The sequence below is a fragment of the Pseudoalteromonas pernae genome, assembly GCF_039831865.1.
Taxonomy (GTDB): domain Bacteria; phylum Pseudomonadota; class Gammaproteobacteria; order Enterobacterales; family Alteromonadaceae; genus Pseudoalteromonas; species Pseudoalteromonas pernae.
The window spans coordinates 255,302-278,959 of sequence record NZ_JBDODM010000005.1 but is presented as its reverse complement, the minus strand read 5'-3'; the positions used below and the strand labels follow the sequence as shown (position 1 = coordinate 278,959).

Here is a 23,658-nt window from a genome sequence, read left to right as displayed (position 1 = left end):
GACGTAATAATCACAGTTTAACCCGATATTCCAATCTAAAGGAATAAAAAATTTTAGCTAACCGTACGTCTCGAAAGCATTAAAATCGGTACATTGGTGTAAAGGCAACGATTTGAGTAATGCTAACAGTCTATTCTGTAGAGGGAATAAATACAAACTTTGGAATATATATTTTATCGATATAAGTTTGAATGAAATAAAATATTATTGTACTGTGTTGGTACAATTATCGAGCTTGTACCAAAAAAGCTGTAATGAATTGCATCATGTGGCATGTTTGCCCATGTAAGTGCATAGAAAATTCTGGTTTAAGTAGGTACACCGCGTTGTTCGCGTGACGTTGAACGTAAATTTACTACAGGTTGATATGAACAAGGATCTTTTGCATTTCTTTTATAAGACCACATTGTTCGCCTTTTTGGTGGTCGTGCTGAGCAGTTGTAGTTCGGGCTACACGTTTAAGCAATCGCAAAACTATTCAAAGCGCATCAAATTTTTAGTGATGCACTACACCGCTATCGATTATGAAAAGTCTGAACGAGTGCTGGTAGATGAAGGTGGCTTAAGTTCTCATTATTTGGTGCCTGAAAGTAATGATCCTAGCTATGGTGACAAAGAGCTCGAAGTTATTCAGCTTGTCCATGAACAAGACAGAGCCTGGCATGCGGGCAGCAGTTATTGGCAGGGAAGAACAGACTTAAACGACCATTCCATCGGCATTGAAATCGTCAATGTGCCTACGTGCAGCTATTCGCAACCTAAAGAGCAGATGGGGGCGAACAGTAGCCAGCGCTTTTGCGTATTCCCTGATTACGATCCTAAGCAAATAGAGCTGCTGATAAAGCTCAGCCAAGATATCCTTGCTCGTAATCCAGATATTGGTCCAACACAGGTTGTGGGACACGCTGATATAGCGCCAGGGCGAAAAAGTGACCCAGGTCCGCGCTTTCCTTGGTATCAGTTATATCAGGCGGGAATAGGTGCTTGGTATGAGCAGCAGGATGTCGATTTTTACTGGCAATATTTTAGCGTGGCACCGCCCTCAATCGCTTTGATGCAACAAGCACTGGCGGACTATGGTTATGGCATCGATGTCACCGCACAGATTGATAAACAAACCTTGGACACGCTTAGCGCGTTTCAAGCGCATTTCTTGCCCTGGCAAATGAATGCTCAAGCGGATGGCAAAACTGCGTCTGTCTTGTTTGCGCTGCTAAAACGCTACAAACCTAAAAAGGCAGAAAAGCTGTTCGCTCAGTATCAAGAATTAGGTAAGGCAAAGCCACATATTTTGGTGCTTGGTAATGAGCAGTTGCTTGTTGAGTATCCACAGCAAAATCCAAGTTCCCGCATCGATGTGAATAATAAATACCGCTTTAAGTCTTACCAAGGCCGAGGCGAAATCATTATTGAAAACATTAACGCGCAGCGCGCTGAAATTATCGTTAACGGTGAAACCATTAATATTGCAGAGCCTTTGTTAGCCGAGCACACTTACCGTTATTCGCTAGCAAGGCGCACGCACGATGGCACCAATACCTTGTATGTGAAGTCAGTTTATCCAGAAGATGCACAGTTACGAATTCGCATACCTGCACCCACGCTCGTCAGTACTGATAAGGAGCGCATCGATTTCTCCTCAGTAGATGAGTTGATTGAACAAGAAGTGGCCGCAGGGTTCCCTGGTGCGGTGCTCGGGGTAGTCTACAAAGGCCGCATGGTGAAACTGAGTGCGTACGGGCATGCACGCAAATATGAGAATGGTGGCAAAACCCTGGCAAGCCCTCAACCCATGCAGACTGATACTTTGTTTGATATTGCTTCCAACACCAAGATGTTTGCAACGAATCTAGCGTTGATGCACCTTGTGTCACGAGGCTTACTCGATGTCAGTAAGCCCATCAGTCATTACATCAAAGAGTATACAGGGCAAGGGCGTGATGTGCGCTTGGTGGAAGACTTATTAACTCACACAGCAGGCTATCCTGCGGTTGTGGACTTTCACCGTGTTGATAATCACCTTGGGCAAGCATATTACTCACTCAACAGTGAATGGACTAAGTACTTAATCACCCATGCTGTGCCGTTCGAAATGATGCGCGGGCAGCGCCACGTATACAGTGACGTGGATTACATGTTACTGGGTATGCTGGTAGAGCGAATCACCGGTATGCCGCTTGATGCCTACGTGGAAACGCAATTATATGGGCCTCTTGGCATTAACACGATGGCCTTTAATCCTTTGCAAAAAGGCTTCACGCCAGCGCAAATAGCAGCGACTGAGATTCACGGCAATACCCGAGGCGGGCGTATCGAGTTTGATGGTGTGCGCAATTATGTGTTGCAAGGGGAAGTTCATGACGAAAAAGCCTTTTATTCATTAGAGGGCGTGGCAGGTCACGCGGGTTTGTTTGCGAACGTGGAAAGTGTCGCAAAACTAACACAAATGTTGCTAAATTCGGGAAGTTATGGTGAAGTGCAACTTGTCTCACCAAATGTGATTGATCAATTTATTAAGCCGACGGCAACCGATGAAAGCTACGGTTTAGGGTGGCGTCGCGCTGGAAATGGTGCACGCACCTGGCACTTTGGCCCATACGCAAGCCCGCGTGCCTATGGTCATACCGGCTGGACAGGGACGGTCACAGTGATTGACCCAGAATATGACTTGGCAGTTATCTTGTTCACTAACGCTCGCCATAGTGAAGTGGTGGGCAGTGAAACACGGTTTGAGTTTAAAGGCAAAGAATTTGAAACGGGGAAATATGGCTCAGTTGTCACCCGCGTTTATGAGGCGATTCTTCAACATCGCCATAGCAACAGCTAACACAGGATACCCCTGCCTGGGTATTCATCCAAAACGGCATCATTTGATGCCGTTTTTTTTGCTCGTAATAACGACCTCCCTTACAGGAAATTAATTATTTATTTCAGTGCTGACGTTACTTGAAACTAGCACTGAATATAGCTATGGAGATGGTGAATGTTTTCTCTTTTGTGGGTACAATTGGATCGTCAATAATCATTAAAAACGTTAATTACTGCGGGTCTAAAATTCACAATAAGGAAGTTTTATTTTGGAAAAAAGTGTTAAGAAGTCATCGGTATCAAAGTGGTTTTTAGGAGAGTACTCATGGACCATAAAAGTCTGTTGGTTCATGGCTACATGGATATTCGTATATGTATACGTCACAAAAGATGAAAGCATGTGGATGCTTATGGTAGATGGCCACTTCAACTCAAGTTTGCTGCTCTTTACAATTGGATACCTTTCAGATCTTCGTTATAGGCTAATCAAAGACGTAAGAATTAATTAGGGTCTGTTGACCTTTGATGCGTTGTCATGGGCTATTAACATAGCTCACTATGCAACATAACCCATTCCTCGCATTGAAAGCCTTTGATTTGAATAAAATTCATACTTCAAAGGTCAACAGACCCTAGGCGTGCTAATACAAACCAATTTGGATTTTGTTCTAGCTGTTACGACTAACACTATTTCGGTGAGTTAAACAGGGCTGTGAGTTGTTGGCTGCGGAAATGTGAGGAAATATGAAGGTCAAAGAAAAGCGCCCTTACGGGCGCTAGTCTGGGGGTGCTTAGAACTCGAAGTTGAAAGACAACTGCACGCGGCGCGGGCTATAACGGCTGCGCGCTTCACCGAAGGTCTCATCGTCAAAGTATGGGTTGTTGTTATACCCTGTTTGACGGTCAAACACGTTGAAGATATCGGCACGGAACTGCATAGCGAAGTCGCCGTAGATATTGATATCCTGCGTGTAGTTCAAATCTAGCTGCCAGTGGCTTGCACTGCGACGGCTGCCTGCAGGTTCTGCATAGCGGCTGGTGTCGCTTGAGTAACCATAAGGCGTACCGTGCCATTTCTCCCAAGGGCGACCAGACTGGAACACAAAGTAGGCACCAATGTTCGCTTCCCAAGGCGTGGTGTAGTAACCATACACTTTTAACTTATGTGGTTTGTCACCTGAAAGCGTACCGTAACGGTAATCCCAAGGGTAACGACCGCGACCATCACCGTACCAAGACGAACCAACGAAAGTATTCGCGTCATTGGTTGCTGTTGTGTTGTCTTGGTCGAAGTTACCGTAGTAGTGGCTCCATACATACGAAGCATTTAGGTAGGTGTTGTCACCCAAGTATTCTGCTTCTAAGCTTGCTTCCCAATACTTGGTTTCACCACCGTCAACTTCAGCGATAACATAAGATGAACCGCCGATTTCAGCACGTACTTCGTCCAAGTTGTCGATATACAAGCCTTTAGCGGCGATATCAGCAGGCACACCTGGTACGTCTAAGCCTGTGTAATCGGTTAAACGAGCTGTGTTAGGCATATCTTCCCAAAAGTGCATGCCTTTACGGTGACGTACGTGCGCGCGGAAGATTAGGTCTTGGCCAACATACTTGGTCGTACCTAACGTCAACTCATTGATACGGCGAGGCTTCATACCTTCTTGGAAGAATTTACCTGATGAACCTTCACGTGGTTCAGCGTAAATTACGTTGCCGTTTGCGTCGAATTCAACATCAAGTTCAGAGCGTGTATTTCGGTCCCAAGAGGCCGCACGAGCGAGTGAGCTTGTTGCTGGGTTGTAGATGGCGAAGTTTGCGAAAACATCGTTTTCACCTTCGTAGTTCCACTTCACACCCAAACGTGGTTGCAGCATGTCAGTCCAATCAGTTTGATACATCTCATACTTGTGACCCGGTGCGACTTCATAGCCTGAAACAGTGCCAGATTTAGGTTTTAAACCTTGGCCATAATAGGTATCGCGGCTCACCAATAAACCCAGGTTGTATGTCCAATCGCCGATTTCAATGGTGTCATTAAATTCGATGTTGATAGACTCATTTTCAGAGACGATTGCAGGTACTGCTGCACCACCGCCACCGACAAGACTCATCTGTTGGATGTAAGCACGGTAAATAACTGGCGCATCGCTGCCCGCCTCTTTACTTTCATCTAAACCGCCAACATAGCTTATTCTGCCCCAACCATTGGAGAGACGAGTTAGGATTTCTTTTCCTGATGACCACTGCGCACCGAAATGCAATGAGTGGAAGGCATCGCCCCAGTTCATTTCATGATCAATTTCGAATTCGAAAGATTCTCGTGAAAAATCACTGTTATCGAACTGGTGATATGCACCAACTTGACCACCACCTACTTTCTGCCCATTTTCTGTGTAACCATATTGCGCTATTAAGTCCGCCGCGCCTGCATTAAATGCAGCAATCTGTTCGGCTGTATAGCCAGAATCTGCGTCTAGCAAAGATGGAACTGAAAAGTAGCCCATTTGTGTTAAGTCACTTAGATTAAGTTGACCTGTAATAGACGGCTCTACAGATAAAATAGTGTCAGGTATTGTGCCAGTCTCTAAATCAAATGTACTGTATTGGAATGACAGTGTAGTAGCACCAGTAATCAACCATGAACCATCTAAAGTAAAGATATCTTGGTCAGCTTTATCACCAGCAGAAACTGAATCGGCTCCATAGGCACCTATTGAGCGACCTTCAATGGTTTTATCTGATGTACGTTGCGAAATGTTAAAGAGTAAATCGTCTGTCGGAGCCCAAGTTAGCTTACCAAAATATTCATCACGCACACTTTTGTAATCTTTGACATCGCCATAAGCAGTGTCTTTGTTCGTTCGCTCCACTTCTGGGCGATAGTACGAGGTGTAGAAGTACAAGGTATCTTCAATAAGAGGGCCGCCTAGGTTGGCAGTTAACCAGCTCTTATCTAGCTCATAACTTTCAGCGCCGATTGGCGAGGCTACGAGACTTTTTGGTTGTACTTTATACTCAATACCCCCTTCGAACTCATCTGTACCAGATTTAGATACTGTATTGATGGCGAAACCACCTGAGCGGTTAAAGTCGACAGCTTTCGCACCACCACGGTCCATAGTTACGAACTCAACATCGTGAGTAGATGGCTCTGATGCTAAGTTACCGAACATCGGCAGTGATACGTTAACACCATCAAAGCCATAAGAGTTATCAACACCTGAACCACCTGCAGATGGGCCTAGTGTTGCGTTTTCTGACAGCTCAACACCCGGAACGAGTTTGAGTAGGTCACGATAGTCCTGACCGATAGGGATATTCTTAACCGCGTCTTCACCCAACGAGTTTGTCAGTGAAGAATTACCTTGGCGATAAAGGCGGCTTCCTGATACTTCAATGATCTCAGTTTTGTCACCCACCATACTAAGCTCAACATCCACTTTAGATGTTTGCTCAAGCAAGACTTGTACAGTCATTGTCTGACTCGCACCATCTTTGTTAGTGAATGTGAGTTCATACGTGCCAGGCTTTAGTTGTGGTAAGTCATAGCTACCGTCGGCGCGTGTAACTGTAGTACGTGCTTTTGGCATCACGTTACTGGTTGCGGTCACCGTTACGCCAGCCATCGACTTGTCAGTCTGTTGCGCGATAACCGTACCCTTGATGCTACCTGTGAGTGCTGCTAGCGCCGGACCACTAACAAATGCAGCAGCAATTAACGTAGACGTAATTGCTGCTTTTGGTGAGCGAACTGCGCGGTATGTTGCCTGCGCAAGTGAGCTCATAGTAAAGCTTGGTTTGCTTCGTTTCATCGTATCCCCATCCTTATAATAAATTATTTATTGGTTGGACTATTACCCTGTACCCTGTTAACACTGTGTCTACTTCCATTGTTGTACATCTATTAAACAAGTGTTGCGGATATTAATCAAGAATAATTTTTTCTAATTATTCCTTAAATTAAAAATAAAATATATGTTAATGGGTGTAAAGGTACGACCGAGAGTAAATCTTACTCTCGGCTATTTATTCATCTATATATATGAAAAAAGGTTAGATAATGGCCAAGTGTGCTTGGCCACTGGGTTACAGCCAGTTAGGTAGGGAGTCCATCGACAGTAGTGCATCAAAGTCGATGCGCTCACGAATAATACTGTATTCCTGACCTTTCACTAAGACTTCAGGGGCATTCAAACGTGAATTGTAATGGGATGCCATTACTGCGCCATATGCACCCGCGCCCATGATGGCAATCAAGTCACCTTCAGCACATTCGCCAATTTCACGATTTTTGGCAAAGGTGTCACCCGTTTCACACACAGGGCCGACGATATCGTAGGTGGCAGTTGCTTGCTTTTGTTCGACAGTCGCTATGTGATGGTAAGCGTCATACATGCTGGGGCGAATCAAATCGTTCATCGCTGCATCAAGAATAACGAAGGTGCGTACTTGACCTACTTTTACATACTCAACCTTAGTCACTAACACGCCGGCATTGCCCACCATAGAGCGCCCCGGTTCGATAATGATTTTACACCCAAGTTCAGCAAGATGTGTTTGCGCATGCTCAGCATAGGCAACAATATCTGGTTCGCTGCTTTGCTCACCGTAGTTAATGCCCAGGCCACCGCCAATATCAATGACGCTGATGAGTATGCCTTGGTCTTTTAAATCACGCACAAGCTGCGCAACTTTAGCAAAAGCATGGGAAAACGGTTCCAAGTCAACAAGCTGTGAACCGATATGAACATCCACACCGGTTACTTCAATGCCCGGCAAGCTAGCCGCTTTTGCATATAAAGCAGGGGCTAAATCAATATTGATACCGAATTTATTTTCCGCTTTACCTGTAGTGATTTTTGCGTGTGTTTTGGCTTCAACATCAGGGTTCACACGAATAGAGATGCGAGCGGTAGTGTTACTTTGCTCTGCAAGTCGGCTGATACGCTCAAGCTCAGGTTCAGACTCAACGTTAAACTGTAAAATGCCTTGCTCTAGCGCATATTGAATTTCTTGCTCGCTTTTACCCACACCAGCAAATACGATTTTCTCAGGGGCGATACCTGCGGCTAAGGCGCGGCGAATTTCACCTTCTGAAACTGTGTCTGCACCTGCGCCTAACTGCGCAAGGGTTGCCAAAATTGCCTGATTTGAGTTGGCTTTTACGGCATAACAAATTAAGCTATCCAACCCTGAAAAAGCGTCACTGTAACGCTTGTAATTACTTGCGATAGCAGCGCTAGAATAACAATAAAATGGGGTGGGGATACGCTTGGCGATATCACTAATTGCCAAGTCCTCAACGTGCATTTGCTGGCCCACGTAGGGAAAGTAGGGGAGTGGATGCATAACTAAAAAATTACAGATAAATGAAAATTAATTGAATAATCTATGCTCATTTGCAAGACTATTCAAGCTTTATAATAACAAGGATAACAACATGTCGTGGTATTCCATACTGCCGCCGATCATTGCAATTGCAATTGTCTTCTGGCGTAAAGAGGTGATTATGGCCCTGCTGGTAGCAGTGGCATCATCTGAATTCTTACTGGCTTTGAGTGGCGAAGGTAATACCTTATTCTTCACTTTTATCAATACCATAGAGCGTGTTGTTGAGACTGCATCGTCGCCAGGAAACAGCCGAGTTCTACTCTTTAGTGTGCTAATCGGTGCCTTGCTTGCCTACATTCGCGAGTCCGGTGGTGTGGCCGCAACGGTGAATTTACTGATTGGTAAAGGGGTTGCTAAGTCAAAGCGCCAAGTTGGATTTTTGACCATGTTCTCTGGTATTGCTGTATTTATTGAGTCAAATCTCAGCGTACTCACCTCGGGTATTCTATCTCGCGGATTATTCGACAAATTTAAAATGAGCCGAGCACGCTTGGCTTATATTATCGACAGTACCAGCGCACCTGTGTGTATTCTTATTCTTCTAAACGGATGGGGAGCATACATTTTAGGCTTGCTAGATAACTATGAATTGGAAGAGTCATCAGTCTCTATTTTATGGGGCAGTATTGGCTATAACTTCTACGCCCTCATTGCGCTGTTGTTAGTTGCCTACACCATTATCTCAGACAAAGTCCACGGGCCGATGAAAGAAGCGGAACGAAAGCTTGAGAAAATAGATGTAACCGAACATGCAGAAGCTGACAAAGGCACCAAAGCTCGCTTTATGTTGGTACCATTGTTTACGCTGATCACGTCTATGGTAGGTTTTATGTACTGGACCGGTAATGGCGATATTGCCCAAGGTAGCGGCTCTCAGTCAGTCCTTTACGCTACGATTTTATCGTGTGTTGTTGCATACCTATTACTGACATTCAGTAAGCTTTTTAGCCATCATGAACTTGTGGATATGGGGTTCAAGGGGATGGGAGAGTTACTTCCTCTAGTGGCCATCGTGTTGCTGTCAATGGCGCTCGGGTCCAGCTTAAAAGAGCTAGGTACTGGTGTGTTCGTTGCTTCCTTAGTGGGTGATTACTTACCTCTGGTGCTTGTTGTGCCGATGTTATTCTTAACTGGTGCGGTAATTTCTTTTACTACCGGTACATCATGGGGAACGTTCGCAATCCTCATCCCAATTGGGGTGCCTTTGATTCAAGCGCTCGGATTACCTCCGTCATTGGTTCTTGCGGCCATCTTGGGTGGCGGTGTATTTGGTGACCACTGTTCGCCTATTTCAGATACCAGTGCGGTGTCTGCGATTGCTTCTGGGTGTGATTTATTAACGCACGTGAAAACGCAAATGCCATACGCATTATTTGGTGGCGTACTGACATTCATCGCTTACTTCCTAGTGAGTTTAGTGATGATTTAACGCAAGGTTTGGGCTCTAACGAGTGCTACTTTCTTTGTGGAAGCGAGGGTATAATGCCCTCGCTTTTTCGTTTTCAGGTTACGGTAACGGGTTATGAAGTTAGAACAAATAGATAAAGACCGATATAGAAAACACCTCAATGTCGTGATAGTTGCGTGTATTGTGGCGCTGATTGTTGGTAGTTTAGGTATAGCTCGGGTTTTGATCATCGCTTGGCCGAACGAAAGTGGCAGTCATTTTTATTGGAACCTCTTTGGGGTTATCGTCACCACAGTTATAATTGGCTTTGTGTTAAAGCGTTATCAAAATCATGAGTTTATGACTGAGGTAGTGTATGTTTGGCGTCTTAAACAGGCGTTGAATTTGATCACCCGTAAGCTTGCTAAAGTGAAAGCAGCTGCCGAGCAGGGTAATGTGATGGCATTTCATACCTTGCAGTTTAACTACAGTGGTTGCAGGCAGTTATGGCAGTTGGATGACAACACTATTACCATGGAAGAGTTGGCCATTGAGCAAGCAAAGCTCGATGTATTAGCGAACAAGTTTAATGTCGTCGCAGATGCGGCGTTATATCAACCTGAGTTTCTAAAAGAGCTTTGAATAAGGGTTAAATTGGTGCCAGTGCGGTAGCATTTTTATCTTTATGCTTAACGCTATACATCGCTTTGTCCGCTGCACTGACTAGATCTTTAATGTTAACGCCGTGTAGTGGCGACATCGCCACCCCGATACTGGCACCTACTGCGACTTGCTCACCATTATCAAGTGTTATCGGTGTGCTCAGAGCGGCTCTGAGCTTTTCTGCGAGTTGTATCGCTGATTCTTCACCTTTTGACTCAACTACCACAACAAACTCATCGCCTCCCCAACGAATACATAAATCTCCTTTGCGCAGTGACATTTGTAATTGCTTTGCAACATGACACAAGATGATATCTCCGGCATCGTGACCATGAATGTCGTTAATTGGTTTAAAACCATCGAGGTCGATAAGCATGAGAGTGAGTGCTTGCTGTGCTGACAACCGAGCCTCGATTTCACGTTCAGCGCCAGCTCGGTTAAGTAAGCCTGTGAGTTTGTCGGTGCTGGCTTTGTGGCTCAAGTGCGCAAGCTCATTTTTGTGCGAGGTGATGTCGTTAATAAAAATCTGCAAATAAGAGGTGTTGTCTTGCGCATAACTGCGGGTAACCAATATATGCACCCACATCTCGTCACCGTTTGCATCGTTGATCAGCTGGTATTCACCTCTGGCAACATCGTTTTTGTTGAGATTGTCAGCAATGTGTTGTTTGAGCGCATTACCATCCATAAATGCACGGTCTACTAACTCATACAAGTCACTACTTATTGTAAGGTTGAGGCGTTTTAATAATTCCGCAGTCGAGGCGTTGAAGAGCATTATTTTGCCGCTTCGCTGAGCTAGAATCATCGCCGAGGATGCATGTTCAAAGAGCAGCTGTAGGCGATTACCTAACTCTTGCACCTCTTTTCTAAGTTCTCTTTCTTGGTTGAAATGAGACTCTGCATCTTGCAGCATGCCATTAATGCTCTTGGCTATTTCACCAATTTCACTGTCGTTGTGAGCAAATGGAATGTCGATTCGGTTGTCAGTGCCGGGGACAATTTGCATTAGGTCTTTGCTTAACAAACCCATGGGCTTAGTCACAATAAAATAGGCAATCACGATAAACATCAGCAGCACGACGACGGTGTGCACAACCAACAGCAGCGCACTATTTTGGGCTATGTTTCGAGCGTTGTATTCAATCAAGTTCTGTGCGGGTGTGAGCGTTATTTTGCCAGCTACTTCATTCTCAAAAAAAGGATTAAAGAGTTCATAACTGAGGCTGTATACAACATCATTTGCACCTTGCTCCGCGAGCATTGTGTCTTCACTGCTAATTTGTGCACCGAGAATAACATCGTTCTTTATGAGACCACTGACGACCTCTAATGCCAGATCTTTGTCTTTTAAATACGCGGCAATGGATGCGGTGCTAGAGACCGTTTTATGGAGTTGGTCAATGGCGAGCTGTGCTTTATCAACTTCTTGTTGATAAATGCTTTGATAGTAATACCTTACAGCTACTACGCCGGCTATCAGTGAGGTTAAAACCAACACCATAGCAAGGCGCAAAATCAAACTATGCTTATTTAGCAAGAGTGTACACCACCTTCACATCGTCTGTGACGTCTTTAAGCTTTACATAGCCAATAGCATTGTCAATGTCTTTCACTCGCTGCAACACCTCGGCGCTATTTTGAAGGCTCAGTGGTGATTGCGCATGACCACTGAACTTCACTCTAGACCAATACGCATTAATGCTACTGATCGGCTTCTTTGTCAGTGTTTGATAAAAGTCTTCTCGCAGTTCAGACTCTTGAGGCAAATCGATAGGTGAAGCGCGATCGCCATTTGGAAAGGCGATAAGTTTGCCCATATATAAGTCAACAAGTTGCTTGGTCGTCAACTCATTGGTGGGATTATTCACATTCACAATGACGGCAATCTCACCCTCGGCTTTAAGTGGATGACTGCTCATTATCATGATTGCTGCGAAAACGGGTATTAACTTCATAGTTAGAACACCCAATCCAATGTCGCGCTAATAACCCACAGCTTTTCTTTGTCCGCATTACTCTGCAAGCGAAGCATAAACTGGTTATCATCACGTTTTAAGTTCACGTAGTCGAACTGCAGCTTCATCGCCATATCGGGGCGAAAATCATAACGACCGCTCAATGACACCGTCGATTGGTCGTTCACGTAATAATTAAACCCTCTGTCTAAAGCAACAAACAATTGGTTCAAAAGCGGGTTGCTTACCACAGGGGCAGGTGTCTCAAATTCATTCCCTTCGGTAAATGAGTACCCTAGCTGAGCACTGTATTGGTCCCACCTTTTACCAAAATGGATATAGCCATTAGTGAGGTCATTTAAAACGTCCGTAGAGGCATCGATATAGGCTATTTCTGACTGCGTGTAATACTCGCCGTTATCATATTTAGCTCCCAAGGTTGAGTAGCTTATTTTACTACCAACAGCAGTGACATCTTCGACCAGACTAATAGCTTGGGGCCATATAGCTTTGGGAATACGCTGAACTGCCTGGCTCAACTCAGCGTAGTGATCTATTTCTTCACCACCAATCTCAGCACGACTGTGATTTAGTCTAAATAACCAACTGTCATACTCATAGGCAAGAGTCAGTCCCATGATGTCGTCCAAAACCAATTCCCATTCATATTCAAAATTGGACAGAAAGTCTTTTGATCTGCCCACATACCATCGAGTGGTGATAGTGCCATTTGCCGTCGCATGTGTCGTAGACAGTTCAGCGCCGTCTATATTTTGATGAGGAACGAGTCCGTAAAACTCTACAGGAGCATGGGTTTCCGTGTATGCGTAACCAATATTGCGATAGGGCGTCATCATGAATAGGTCTAATCCAGTTCGGCCTATTTTTATGCGCCAATTTGGTGATGGAGAGTAGCTAATGAAGGCAAGTTGAGTGAGCTGATCGAAGCTGTAGTCCACATGGCGTTTTAACACGAATTGTCCTGTAGCTTGCCAATGCTCATTGAACTGTTTATCTAGCTGAATCCCCAGTCGAGACAGTGAGCCAAAGTCGATGCCTTCAGCCTTTCCATCGTCAATCGATACGTCACTGCGAAAAGCAAGTTGGTCTGAGTCTGTGTAGGTGGCACCAAGGGTGACAAAACCGCTTACCTGAGTCGGTGCGGCATGCGCACTAAAGCTTAACAAAGGTACTAGGGTCATTGCGCAAAGCGATTTTTTTAAAAGCATTGGATTCCCACACAAACAAAAAAAGGAGCCTGTATTATCGGGCTCCTTGCTATCGAAAAATGATTATAAATAGGTACAAGCAAAGTATCAATACAAATATCTAAGCTAGAGCATTCATGTCTAATTGTAGTTTAGAAGTAGTAACTATCCAGTTGAAAATAAAAGGTATCTAACTTACTCTCGAGAGCTGAATTTTATAATAATAAGAGCATCTTAATCGTGCAGTATTCGCAGTATTTAAAGGCGTTAGGCCCCGGTATACTCATGGCCACCGCAGCTATTGGCGGGTCTCATTTAGTCGCTGCAACGCAGGCAGGAGCATTATACGGTTGGCAATTGGGTTGGTTAATCATTGCGGTAAACCTGTGTAAATACCCATTCTTTCGTTGTGGCGTGGAGTACACCTTGGCGACGGGTGAAAATTTAGTCGACGGCTACAAAAAACAAGGGCCAGTTTACTTTTATGGGTTCTTTGTGTTGAGCATGATTGCCGGTGTTGTTAACACTGCGGGGGTCTTACTTCTAACTGCTGCCTTGCTGCATTACATTATTGGTGGTGCATTGGGCCTTACCGCGTTATGCGTATTGCTGCTAACTGCCTGCTCGGTACTGCTTTTATTCGGTCATTATCGTGCTTTAGACAAGGCATCAAAATGGATTATGGCCATACTCGCTATTAGCACTCTAGCTGCCTTTTTTATTGTATTGGTGCAAACAGGACATGATCCCATTCTTGCGCACAATAATTATCAGACGCCAGACATTATGACCCTCGCAGGTTTGAGCTTTGTAATTGTGATGATGGGCTGGATGCCAGCCCCGATAGAAATCTCGGTACTGAATTCGTTATGGCTGCAAGCCAAGCAAAAAACGGTCGATGTATCACAAAAAGCGGGTCTGTTTGATTTTAATTTTGGTTATGTCATGACCGCGGTGTTGGCCCTGATATTCTTTGCGTTGGGAGTCATGATCCAACATGGAAAAACCACTGAAATTGCCTTGGCTGGTGTTGCCTTTGCGCAGCAATTAATTGACATGTACGCCTTCACAATTGGTGAGTGGTCTCGTTGGCTGATAGCAACCGTGGCGTTTTTATGTATGCTAGGAACAACATTAACCGTGCTTGACGGTTACGCCCGAACCTTGACCGCCAGTTCAAACTTATTACCCAATTTACCATTTCCCAAAAAGCTAAGTGTTTGGTTATTGCTACAAGCGCTCTCTGGGATGGCGGTGATTTTATTTTTCAAAAGTAATTTAAAAGATATGCTGACGTTTGCTATGACCTTGGCATTTCTTACTACACCTGTGTTCGCTTGGCTAAATATGCGTTTGGTAAAGCACGCGCAAATTCAGCACCCGATGTGGTTAAAGGTGCTGACTTGGGTCGGCTTAATCTATCTGGTTGGATTCAGCGTTGCGTTTATTGTCTTGCAGCTTTGGTAAGTGGAACAGTGGGCCCGTGATAGAGGCCCACTTGTAAGTTTTGTTAACTGAGTTCTTTGATGGCGGCACTGATACCATCAAGCGTTAGCGGGAACATTCGGCTTCGTTCTGACTTCGCCATGAGTTGGTCAATCATTTCAATGGAGTGATAGTAACGCCAATGAGACTTAGGCTGTGGGTTAAGCCATACTACCTTGTCAAAGTGATGGGTGAGGCGTTGTAACCACACGGCGCCGGCTTCTTCATTCCAATGCTCCACGCTGCCGCCTGGGTAGGCAATTTCATAAGGCCCCATGGTGGCATCACCAACAAAAATAATTTTGTAATCACGGCCAAAACGCTGCATCAAGCTATAGGTATCAATAACTTTGTCCCAGCGGCGCGCGTTGTCTTGCCACAGGTGCTCATATACGCAGTTATGGAAATAGAAAAACTCTAGGTGTTTAAACTCACTATGGGCAGCACTGAATAATTGTTCGCAAAGCTGAATGTGGTCATCCATAGAGCCACCTATATCAAACAGCATGATCACATTGACTGCATTATGGCGCTCTGGCGCCATCTTTACATCCAACATGCCACCTTGCTTGGCGGTAGCGCGAATTGTTTCTGCTAGATCAAGGGTATCGCTGGCACCCGAACGAGCAAACTTACGCAGCTTTTTAAGCGCGAGCTTCATGGTTCGAGAACTAATATCGGCATCGCTATCGAGGTTACGGTATTGACGCTTATCCCAGACTTTAACGGCGCGACGTTGACGAGAGTCAGGCTGGCCTATACGCACCCCTTCTGGGTTGTAGCCAAAAGCGCCAAAGGGTGAGGTACCGCCCGTACCAATCCACTTGTTACCGCCGGCATGGCGCTTTTGCTGTTCTTCAAAACGCTTGCGCAGTTCTTCCATTAGCTTTTCTAGACCACCCATGGCTTCTAATTGGGCTTTTTCTTCGGCGCTAAGGTGTTTCTCGAATTCCTTGCGCAGCCAATCAGAGGGTAACTGATACTCATTTTTTAATGCTTCTAGCAAGTCAATGTCTTCGATGCCTTGGAAATAATCGGCAAAGGCTTTATCGAACCGATCAAAATGAGTTTCATCCTTTATCATAACCGTGCGGGCAAGGTGGTAAAACGCCTCGGTATCAGCGAATACAACTCCTGCATTGAGGGCACCAAGTAAATCCAGTAACTCCCTAATGCTCACGGGGAGTCGGTATTTACGGAGGGTGAAAAAGAACTCAATGAGCATTATCGACGACTCATAAACGCAAGTTTTTCAATAAGCGACACGTCTTGCTCGTTCTTCAATAACGCACCAAATAGTGGCATCAAACCGCCTTTTTCCGCGCTGTTATGCAGCACTTTAGGGTCGATGTCCTCAGCCATCAGTAGCTTTAACCAATCTAATAATTCGCTAGTGGAAGGCTTTTTCTTCAAGCCGTCTACTTGGCGCAAGCCAAAGAATACATCCAGTGCTTGCCTCAATAGATCTTGTTTGATGTCTGGGTAATGCACGTCAACGATTTGTTGCATCTCTTGTGCACTGGGGAAGTCGATATAATGGAAGAAGCATCGACGCAAAAACGCATCCGGCAGTTCTTTTTCGTTGTTTGAGGTGATGATCACGATCGGGCGTTGCGTGGCCTTGATACGTTCACCGGTTTCATAAACGAAGAACTCCATCTTATCGAGTTCCAGCAACAAGTCATTGGGAAACTCAATATCCGCTTTGTCTATTTCATCTATTAAAAGTACAGGGCGCGGTGCATTTTCATCGCTCATAAAGGCTTGCCATAATTTCCCTTTGACGATGTAGTTACCGATATCATGGACTCGGGCATCGCCGAGTTGCGAGTCACGTAAGCGAGACACCGCGTCGTATTCATAAAGACCCTGCTGCGCTTTGGTGGTCGACTTGATATGCCACTGGATGAGTTCACTGCCAATACTGTTAGCGAGTTCTTCGGCAAGTAAAGTTTTACCTGTGCCTGGTTCGCCTTTGATAAGTAGAGGCTTTTGAAGCGCTATTGCGGCATTAACCGCTTGCTTTAGGGCTGCGCTGGCGATGTAATTTTGGGTTGAATCAAAGTGCACGATACTGCTCCTAATACTGGTCTGACCCCAGTCTGCCATATTTACATGTATTGACCAAGTTAGCCTTGTGACAGCAAGGTTCTAGATAGGTATACTATGCGCCATAAATGGCGATGCAGCAGGCATAAGCACGAATGAATTACTTATCTTTGGATAAATACGCAAAGGCATGGGTGTTTAGACACCAAGAATTAACAATCCCAACGGAGCAATTGGCGCATATTAAACCAATGACGCCTGTGCGTTCGGCCGTGCTATGGACGACTTTTATTAGCCGTGACAAAGACCACCCGGATTTTTTCACTGACGCTGATTGGGTGAAGCAGGCGCAAAACTTTACTGCAGAAGATGTATTTTGGGAGCGTGCGTTTGAAAATGGTGATGCTATCCCTGAAGCAATCCTCGCGCATTTAGACTGGCAAGATAACACCACTGTGTATTTTTGTTTGAGCAAAGATGATGTGATTGAAACTCGCTTCGATGTGTTTAAAGCGCATTGGCAAAACTTTATGTTTTTGGCTGATGGGAGCTTTTTGGTGGGCAAAAAGCGTAAGCAAGTTGTGCAATTTTTGGAATCAGGATTTGCTCGTTTAGGAGTGCAGCCACAATAGCGCTATTTGTGTAGTGCGTCGCTTCTCAAAATTTGTGCAACTATGGTATAAACTTAAGCACAACCATTGGGAGGCAACGTGCGGCAACAATCATCGCAGCAAGCAGACTTATTTGCACTCGACCAACAGCGGGTGCTGTATGCCGAGTTGTGCAATGCGTTTTATGCTCGTGAATTGCATCGTTTGAGTCAGCAATGCGCGACTCAGCCCGACCCAAAGCGTGTTTCCCGCTTGTTAGATAGTTTGCCGTATTACGTTGAACGTGCCGCGTTTCATATCGTCCATGGTCATTGCCCGTTAACCTTAGATGGGCAAAATGGCAGTTGGATTGCCAAGCAATCAACAAAGCCGCCCAGCATAGATAGCCAAACCAATCACGCGTTTTATAGTGCGAATGCTCATGTCGGTATTCTTGTTCCATTACTGGTAACGCAAGGGCATTTGCAGTTTGTGACTATTGATACGCTTGACCAAGTCAGCAGCAACCGCGTGCATTGTAACCAAGCTGGTTGGTTTGATTTGGATGGGTATTATAAAGATTCGCGCCTAAGTGGTGCGCAACATGCGCAGTTACTGGTGCCAAATAAGAAGAATTTTACGCCTGCGTGTTGTGGGCATAGATGGCAGCAAAATAAAGTAAGTTCCCCACGTACGCTAAGCCTCAGAGAGATGTTGTTGACGACGCGGATTAATTGGAAAAACTTTAAGCAACCGCTGCCAATGAAGGATAGCTAATGCGTTTATTTCAACTCGGCTTGTTTGTCTTACTCGCCTATCTGCAGTATTTGCTGTGGTTTGGGCACAATGGGGTGGAAGATTACACTCGGCTAAGCAAGGCTGTTGAGTCTCACCAGCAAACTAATCAGCAATTGAGTAAGCGAAACAAGTTACTTGAAGCCGATATTCAAGACCTTAAGCTGGATCTCGAAGGGGTTGAAGAGCGTGCTCGCCTTGAGCTAGGCATGATAAAGCCTGATGAAGTGTTTTATCGGGTGCTGCCAAGTAAGCAAAAAGAATCAAAATAACGATATAAAGAAGTTATATGACTAACCCAAATAGCATTGTAGCCATTGTCCCAGCCGCCGGTGTGGGCTCTCGGATGCAATCGCAGCTGCCTAAGCAATATATTGAATTGCAGGGTAAAACAGTTTTAGAGCACAGCCTAAATAAACTTTCTCGAGTTGATGGTGTGCATCATATCTTGGTGGCAATTAGCGCAACCGATGATTATTTTCATTCCCTGGAGCTAAACACCGATATTGTGAAAACGGTAATCGGTGGCAAAGAGCGCGCAGACTCCGTATTGGCGGCATTGGATGCGCTTGCAGACAATCCTCCACAGTGGGTCTTAGTGCACGACGCAGCACGACCACTGGTTGATGTTACGGATATCAACAATCTTGTTAAGCAGTGCCTGCAAAGTGGTGAGGGCGGTATTCTTGCCGCTAAAGTGCGTGACACCATCAAACGCGGCGATGACTACGTGCATGAAACTGTGCCTCGCGACCAGTTGTTTCAAGCGCTCACGCCACAGTTTTTTCCATATCAGGCATTACGCCAAGCGCTAATGCAAGCGCTCGCAGAAGGAGTCGCCATTACCGATGAAGCTTCTGCGATGGAGTGGGCTCAGCACAAAGTGCGTTTGGTATGTGGGCGTAGCGATAACTTTAAAATAACCACACCTGAAGATTTGCAATTGGCTAATTTCTTATTAGCACAACAAGTTACGGAGCTTTTATGATTAGAATTGGCCATGGTTTTGATGTGCACCGTTTCGGCGGCCAAGGGCCGCTGACCATAGGTGGTGTTAAGATTGAATATGACCAAGGCTTTATTGCGCACTCAGATGGTGATGTGGCAATTCATGCTCTATGTGATGCGCTCCTTGGCGCGTTAGCACTCGGTGATATCGGTAAGCACTTTCCCGATACCAGCGCCGATTTTGCAGGAATCGACAGCCGCATCTTGTTACGTCGTGTCATGACTCAAGTGCAAGCGAAAAACTACGTTGTCGGTAATGTGGATTTAACCATTGTTGCTCAGGCACCGAAGATGCGCCCACACATAGATGCCATGCGTGCGTGCTTGGCTGAGGATTTACAGGTTGCGATAGATCAGGTAAACGTGAAAGCCACAACAACGGAACAGCTCGGTTACACTGGCCGAAAAGAAGGGATCGCTGCACATGCGGTAGCGGTGTTGGTTCAGCAATCATGAATGCCAAGGTAGACCCGCTAGCATCACTTAATTATCTCTATGGTCAGCCAAGCGCGACTGCTGTATTCAAGCAAAACCCAGAAGATTTCATTGTTGATGAAGAACTAGGGTTCGAGCTTGACGGCAGTGGTGAGCATGTGTGTTTACACATCATCAAACGCGGCATCAACACGGTTGCGGTAGCCAAAGCCATCGCGAAGCTCGCCAATGTAGCCCCTCGAGATGTCAGCTATGCTGGTCAAAAAGACCGCCAAGGTGTGTGTTCACAGTGGTTTAGTGTGCCAGTTCCAATTAAGAAAGATGTCGATTTTAGCGCATTAAACGACGATTTTATTTTTGTTTCTCAGCAAGTACGTCATGGCCGCAAGCTCCGCATTGGTTGCCACAAAGGTAATCGCTTTACTATTGTGCTGCGCCAAGTCAGTGAGCCATTAGAGGTGTTGAGCCGTATTAACGCCGTGCGCCAAGGGGTCCCCAATTACTTTGGTGAACAGCGATTTGGTCATGATGGACATAACCTCGAGATGGCACAACGCATGTTCAATGGCGAAGCTATTCGTGACCGTAAACTAAGGTCTATGGTGATTTCTGCTGCTCGCTCTTATATTTTTAACCAATTAGTGAGCTTGCGTGTCGCTGAGCATGGGCTTGCAAAAACATTGAAACATGAAGTGTTTATGTTAAGCGGCAGTAATGCGTTTTTTACTGACGCTATTACACCTGAGAATATTACCCGATTGGTGGAAGGAGACATAGAGCTCTCGGCCCCTATGGTAGGTAAAGGTGAAAAAGGGTTAGTAGAAGAAGAACTAAACTGGCTTGAACCTTATAGCGAATGGTGCGAAGGGTTAGCGGACATCGGTCTGAAAACGGAGCGACGAATGCTTCGTCTTTACCCAGAAAATTTAACTGTGAGTATGCCTCAAGAAGATACCATTGAGTTAAGTTTTTCATTAAAAAAAGGCTGCTTCGCAACGGCGTTGTTGCGCGAGCTGGTGGATTACCGCACAGGTGATAAAAGTATTGCAAGGAGTGATGATGAAGATACTGCTGAGTAATGACGATGGCGTGCATGCCAAAGGCATTGCGGTTTTGCATGATGCGTTGAAAAAAATAGCCACTGTCGATGTCGTTGCACCTGATAGAAACTGCAGCGGCGCCAGTAACTCATTGACGCTTATGAATCCATTGCGCGCTCAAAAACTTGAAAATGATTTCTTCAGTGTAAGTGGTACGCCAACAGATTGCGTGCATGTCGCTTTGAATGCGTTGTTTTCGCATCAACCTGATTTAGTCGTCGCGGGCATCAACCATGGTGCCAATCTAGGTGATGATACTTTATATTCAGGCACTGTCGCTGCGGCGACTGAAGGGCGACACATGGGGCTTCCCGCCATTGCAGTGTCGTTGGCTGGCAGGGAGTGCAACCACTTTGAAACCGCCGCGCAGGTCACTGTGGATATCATCAATAAACTCAAAAGCCACCCGCTACCAAAAGACCAGATTCTCAATATCAATGTCCCGGATATTCCGTATAGCGAGCTCAGAGGAATTAAAGTAACGCGTTTAGGGGCTCGTCATAAAGCTGAGACTATGACCGCGCAGCGTGACCCTTGGGGCCGTGAGGTGTATTGGTACGGCTCACTAGGGCCCGAATTAGACGCGGGCGAAGGTACTGACTTTGCAGCCATTCGCGAGGGGTACGCATCGGTTACGCCATTGAGTGTCGACATGACCGCAAAAGAGAGCATTGAACCCCTACAAAAATGGTTAGCGGAGTAGATAATGATCAGTAACTTCCAGCGCAGCGCAGGTTCATTAACCCAGTTACTAGCTCAAGAAGGGATCACCGATCAACGCGTACTTGAGGTCATGGCGAAGACACCACGTCATTTATTCATCGATGAAGTTCTCAAGCACAAAGCCTATCAAAATACGGCTTTACCTATTGGGCAAGGGCAAACCATTTCCCAACCTTATATAGTTGCGCATATGACTGCCATTTTACGTGCGTACGGTGTGACCTCTAAAGTGTTAGAAATTGGCACAGGTTCAGGCTACCAAAGTGCAATTTTGGCGCAGTTGTTCGATAAAGTTTATTCAGTAGAGCGTATTAAAGCCTTGCAGTGGCAAGCGAAAAGGCGTTTACACCAATTAGATTTGTACAATGTGACGATGAAGCACGGCGATGGCTGGCAAGGGTGGGCTTCACAGGCGCCATTCCAAGGGATTATCGTCACCGCTGCGGCTTCATCCGTACCGCAACAGCTGCTCGAACAACTTGATGATGGCGGAGTGATGATTGTCCCTATCGGAGATGTAGAACAGAAACTGATGCTGTATACTCGCGAAAAAAATGAGTTTAAACAACAAGTCATGGCCGATGTACGTTTTGTGCCTTTGGTCCCAGGCGACATAATTTAAGGAAATCCTTTGCGTTTATTTACCCCTTTGTACGATGCAGCATTGCGTTGGGCACGGCATCGCCATGCACAGCGATACCTCGCTGGCATGAGTTTCGCTGAATCGGTTATTTTCCCAGTTCCCCCGGATGTTATGTTAGCACCTATGTGTCTAGCGAATACGAATAAAGCATGGTACTTTGCCTTATTGACGACGTTAGCCTCCGTGATTGGTGGCATTTTAGGTTACGCCCTTGGCTTTTGGCTATTCGAACCCGTTGTCGAGCCGTTGATTGCGTCAATGGGATGGCAAGATAAATTCGATCACGCACTTAGTTGGTTCAAAGACTATGGCGTGTGGATTGTTTTTCTGGCTGGCTTTTCACCGATTCCATATAAGGTATTTACCATTGGTGCAGGTTTGCTGCACATGGCATTTTTACCCTTTTTGCTGGCCTCGGCGGTAGGGCGTGGAGCGCGTTTCTTCTTAGTTGCTGCACTGATGAAATTTGGCGGTGCCAGAATGGAAGAAAAACTACGTCAATATGTTGAGGTACTGGGCTGGCTTGTAGTTGGCCTAGCAATCGTTTTATATTTAATCTATCGCTAGCTAATGGAAGGGCGCTGCATGCATCTGAAATATACCAGTATCATTTTACTGGCTACATGTGTTCTCAGCGCCTGCTCTTCAAGAAATGCTCCAGCGCCTGTGTCATCACTTGATACCGAACGGGCCAAAGTTTCACGAAAAATTAATATTCAAGGTGAGCATTATCGCGTGCAAAAAGGTGACACCTTATATGCAATCGCCTTTAGTGCCAAAAAAGATGTTCGTGAAGTCGCGCAAATCAACGGTATCAAGCCGCCATACACTATCTATCCTAACCAACTCATTTACTTAGAATCTCAGTGGCTAAAAAAGAAAAAGCGCGAACAATACACCAATTCGAGTAAAAAGCCTAGAAAAATAGAGCAAAAACCTTATAAAAATGTAAAGAAAGAAGTTGCTAAGCCGATACAACGGGAGTATGTTCAGAAACAAGCTAGTAAAAAAAATGTTAGCAAATCAGTAGGCGGTGCTAACAAAATAACCTGGAAATGGCCCACCAAGGGGAAAATTACGCAAGGTTTTTCCAACCGTGAAAACGGCTACAAAGGATTGCAAATAGCGAATAAAACAGGAACGTCAGTTTTGGCAGCGGCAGATGGTGTGGTTGTTTATGCCGGGGATGCACTAAGGGGATACGGTAATTTAATCATTGTGAAACACAACGATGATTACCTAAGTGCATACGCGCACAACTCGCGTTTACTAGTGAAAGAAAAACAGGATGTCAAAGCTGGGCAAAAAATAGCGGAAATGGGTAATACAGAGTCTTCTATAACGGCTCTTCGGTTTGAGATACGTTATAGGGGGAAAGCAGTAAACCCTGCCAATTTTTTACCTTAGCGAGA

21 protein-coding genes are annotated in these 23,658 nt (G+C 45.4%); 14 read left to right on the top strand and 7 right to left on the bottom strand.

Annotation, left to right across the window (positions count from 1 at the left end; translation table 11 throughout):
* Positions 1-367 precede the first annotated feature (367 nt).
* Positions 368-2,827: a penicillin binding protein PBP4B gene (gene pbp4b, locus V1358_RS13800; protein ID WP_347390465.1), complete on the top strand. Its 2,460-nt coding sequence runs from the start codon at positions 368-370 to the stop codon at positions 2,825-2,827.
* Positions 2,828-3,599: 772 nt separating this feature from the next.
* Here pbp4b and V1358_RS13795 read toward each other — a convergent pair.
* Together V1358_RS13795 and lysA are read right to left on the bottom strand one after the other, a co-directional pair.
* On the bottom strand, positions 3,600-6,623 hold the full coding sequence (locus tag V1358_RS13795; RefSeq protein WP_347393883.1) for a carboxypeptidase regulatory-like domain-containing protein: 3,024 nt from the start codon (positions 6,621-6,623) through the stop codon (positions 3,600-3,602).
* A 274-nt stretch (positions 6,624-6,897) separates the two neighbouring features.
* Positions 6,898-8,121 carry a diaminopimelate decarboxylase gene (lysA, locus tag V1358_RS13790; RefSeq protein WP_347393882.1) on the bottom strand — a complete coding sequence of 408 codons (1,224 nt, stop codon included), beginning with the start codon at positions 8,119-8,121 and terminating at the stop codon, positions 6,898-6,900.
* A gap of 130 nt (positions 8,122-8,251) precedes the next feature.
* On the opposite strand from lysA, the gene V1358_RS13785 reads away from it, so the two are divergent.
* Together V1358_RS13785 and V1358_RS13780 are read left to right on the top strand one after the other, a co-directional pair.
* Positions 8,252-9,631: a Na+/H+ antiporter NhaC family protein gene (locus V1358_RS13785; protein ID WP_347393881.1), complete on the top strand. Its 1,380-nt coding sequence runs from the start codon at positions 8,252-8,254 to the stop codon at positions 9,629-9,631.
* A gap of 93 nt (positions 9,632-9,724) precedes the next feature.
* Positions 9,725-10,231 carry a DUF3087 domain-containing protein gene (locus V1358_RS13780; protein ID WP_347393880.1) on the top strand — a complete coding sequence of 169 codons (507 nt, stop codon included), beginning with the start codon at positions 9,725-9,727 and terminating at the stop codon, positions 10,229-10,231.
* A 7-nt stretch (positions 10,232-10,238) separates the two neighbouring features.
* Here V1358_RS13780 and V1358_RS13775 read toward each other — a convergent pair whose 3' ends face one another.
* Genes V1358_RS13775 through V1358_RS13765 form a run of 3 tightly spaced genes read right to left on the bottom strand, consistent with a single transcriptional unit; the run spans position 10,239 to position 13,439 of the window.
* Entirely contained in the window at positions 10,239-11,792 is a 1,554-nt protein-coding gene (locus tag V1358_RS13775; RefSeq protein ID WP_347393879.1) for a sensor domain-containing diguanylate cyclase, read from the bottom strand.
* On the bottom strand, positions 11,782-12,210 hold the full coding sequence (locus V1358_RS13770) for a type 2 periplasmic-binding domain-containing protein (RefSeq protein ID WP_347390471.1): 429 nt from the start codon (positions 12,208-12,210) through the stop codon (positions 11,782-11,784). The genes V1358_RS13775 and V1358_RS13770 overlap by 11 nt, the downstream gene beginning before the upstream one ends.
* 2 nt (positions 12,211-12,212) lie before the next feature.
* Entirely contained in the window at positions 12,213-13,439 is a 1,227-nt protein-coding gene (locus V1358_RS13765) for a hypothetical protein (protein WP_347393878.1), read from the bottom strand.
* 264 nt (positions 13,440-13,703) lie between these two features.
* On the opposite strand from V1358_RS13765, the gene V1358_RS13760 reads away from it, so the two are divergent.
* Positions 13,704-14,885: an NRAMP family divalent metal transporter gene (locus tag V1358_RS13760; protein ID WP_347393877.1), complete on the top strand. Its 1,182-nt coding sequence runs from the start codon at positions 13,704-13,706 to the stop codon at positions 14,883-14,885.
* Between the two features lie 43 nt (positions 14,886-14,928).
* Here the strand turns inward: V1358_RS13760 and V1358_RS13755 are convergent, their stop codons facing one another.
* Both V1358_RS13755 and V1358_RS13750 read right to left on the bottom strand, forming a co-directional pair.
* Entirely contained in the window at positions 14,929-16,128 is a 1,200-nt protein-coding gene (locus V1358_RS13755; protein WP_347393876.1) for a vWA domain-containing protein, read from the bottom strand.
* Complete coding sequence (locus tag V1358_RS13750) at positions 16,128-16,973, bottom strand: AAA family ATPase (RefSeq protein ID WP_347393875.1); 846 nt, start codon at positions 16,971-16,973, stop codon at positions 16,128-16,130. The genes V1358_RS13755 and V1358_RS13750 overlap by 1 nt, the downstream gene beginning before the upstream one ends.
* A 134-nt stretch (positions 16,974-17,107) precedes the next feature.
* On the opposite strand from V1358_RS13750, the gene V1358_RS13745 reads away from it, so the two are divergent.
* The 10 genes from V1358_RS13745 (at position 17,108) to V1358_RS13700 (ending at position 23,653) form a co-directional block, all read left to right on the top strand.
* Positions 17,108-17,584 carry a DUF2947 family protein gene (locus tag V1358_RS13745; RefSeq protein ID WP_347393874.1) on the top strand — a complete coding sequence of 159 codons (477 nt, stop codon included), beginning with the start codon at positions 17,108-17,110 and terminating at the stop codon, positions 17,582-17,584.
* Positions 17,585-17,662: 78 nt separating this feature from the next.
* Positions 17,663-18,319, top strand: coding sequence for a hypothetical protein (locus V1358_RS13740; protein ID WP_347393873.1), 657 nt, complete (start codon positions 17,663-17,665; stop codon positions 18,317-18,319).
* Complete coding sequence (gene ftsB / locus V1358_RS13735) at positions 18,319-18,609, top strand: cell division protein FtsB (RefSeq protein WP_347390478.1); 291 nt, start codon at positions 18,319-18,321, stop codon at positions 18,607-18,609. The genes V1358_RS13740 and ftsB overlap by 1 nt, the downstream gene beginning before the upstream one ends.
* 17 nt (positions 18,610-18,626) lie before the next feature.
* Complete coding sequence (ispD, locus tag V1358_RS13730) at positions 18,627-19,325, top strand: 2-C-methyl-D-erythritol 4-phosphate cytidylyltransferase (RefSeq protein WP_347393872.1); 699 nt, start codon at positions 18,627-18,629, stop codon at positions 19,323-19,325.
* Positions 19,322-19,801 (top strand): 2-C-methyl-D-erythritol 2,4-cyclodiphosphate synthase, encoded by a 480-nt coding sequence (ispF, locus tag V1358_RS13725; RefSeq protein ID WP_347393871.1) that lies wholly within the window; start codon positions 19,322-19,324, stop codon positions 19,799-19,801. The genes ispD and ispF overlap by 4 nt, the downstream gene beginning before the upstream one ends.
* Positions 19,798-20,859, top strand: a complete 1,062-nt coding sequence (gene truD / locus V1358_RS13720; RefSeq protein ID WP_347393870.1) for a tRNA pseudouridine(13) synthase TruD — start codon at positions 19,798-19,800, stop codon at positions 20,857-20,859. The genes ispF and truD overlap by 4 nt, the downstream gene beginning before the upstream one ends.
* Complete coding sequence (gene surE / locus V1358_RS13715) at positions 20,840-21,583, top strand: 5'/3'-nucleotidase SurE (RefSeq protein ID WP_347390482.1); 744 nt, start codon at positions 20,840-20,842, stop codon at positions 21,581-21,583. The genes truD and surE overlap by 20 nt, the downstream gene beginning before the upstream one ends.
* 3 nt (positions 21,584-21,586) lie before the next feature.
* Entirely contained in the window at positions 21,587-22,225 is a 639-nt protein-coding gene (locus V1358_RS13710) for a protein-L-isoaspartate(D-aspartate) O-methyltransferase (RefSeq protein ID WP_347390483.1), read from the top strand.
* A gap of 9 nt (positions 22,226-22,234) precedes the next feature.
* Positions 22,235-22,813: a YqaA family protein gene (locus V1358_RS13705; protein WP_347390484.1), complete on the top strand. Its 579-nt coding sequence runs from the start codon at positions 22,235-22,237 to the stop codon at positions 22,811-22,813.
* Between the two features lie 18 nt (positions 22,814-22,831).
* Positions 22,832-23,653: a peptidoglycan DD-metalloendopeptidase family protein gene (locus V1358_RS13700; RefSeq protein ID WP_347393869.1), complete on the top strand. Its 822-nt coding sequence runs from the start codon at positions 22,832-22,834 to the stop codon at positions 23,651-23,653.
* The last annotated feature ends 5 nt before the right edge of the window (positions 23,654-23,658 follow it).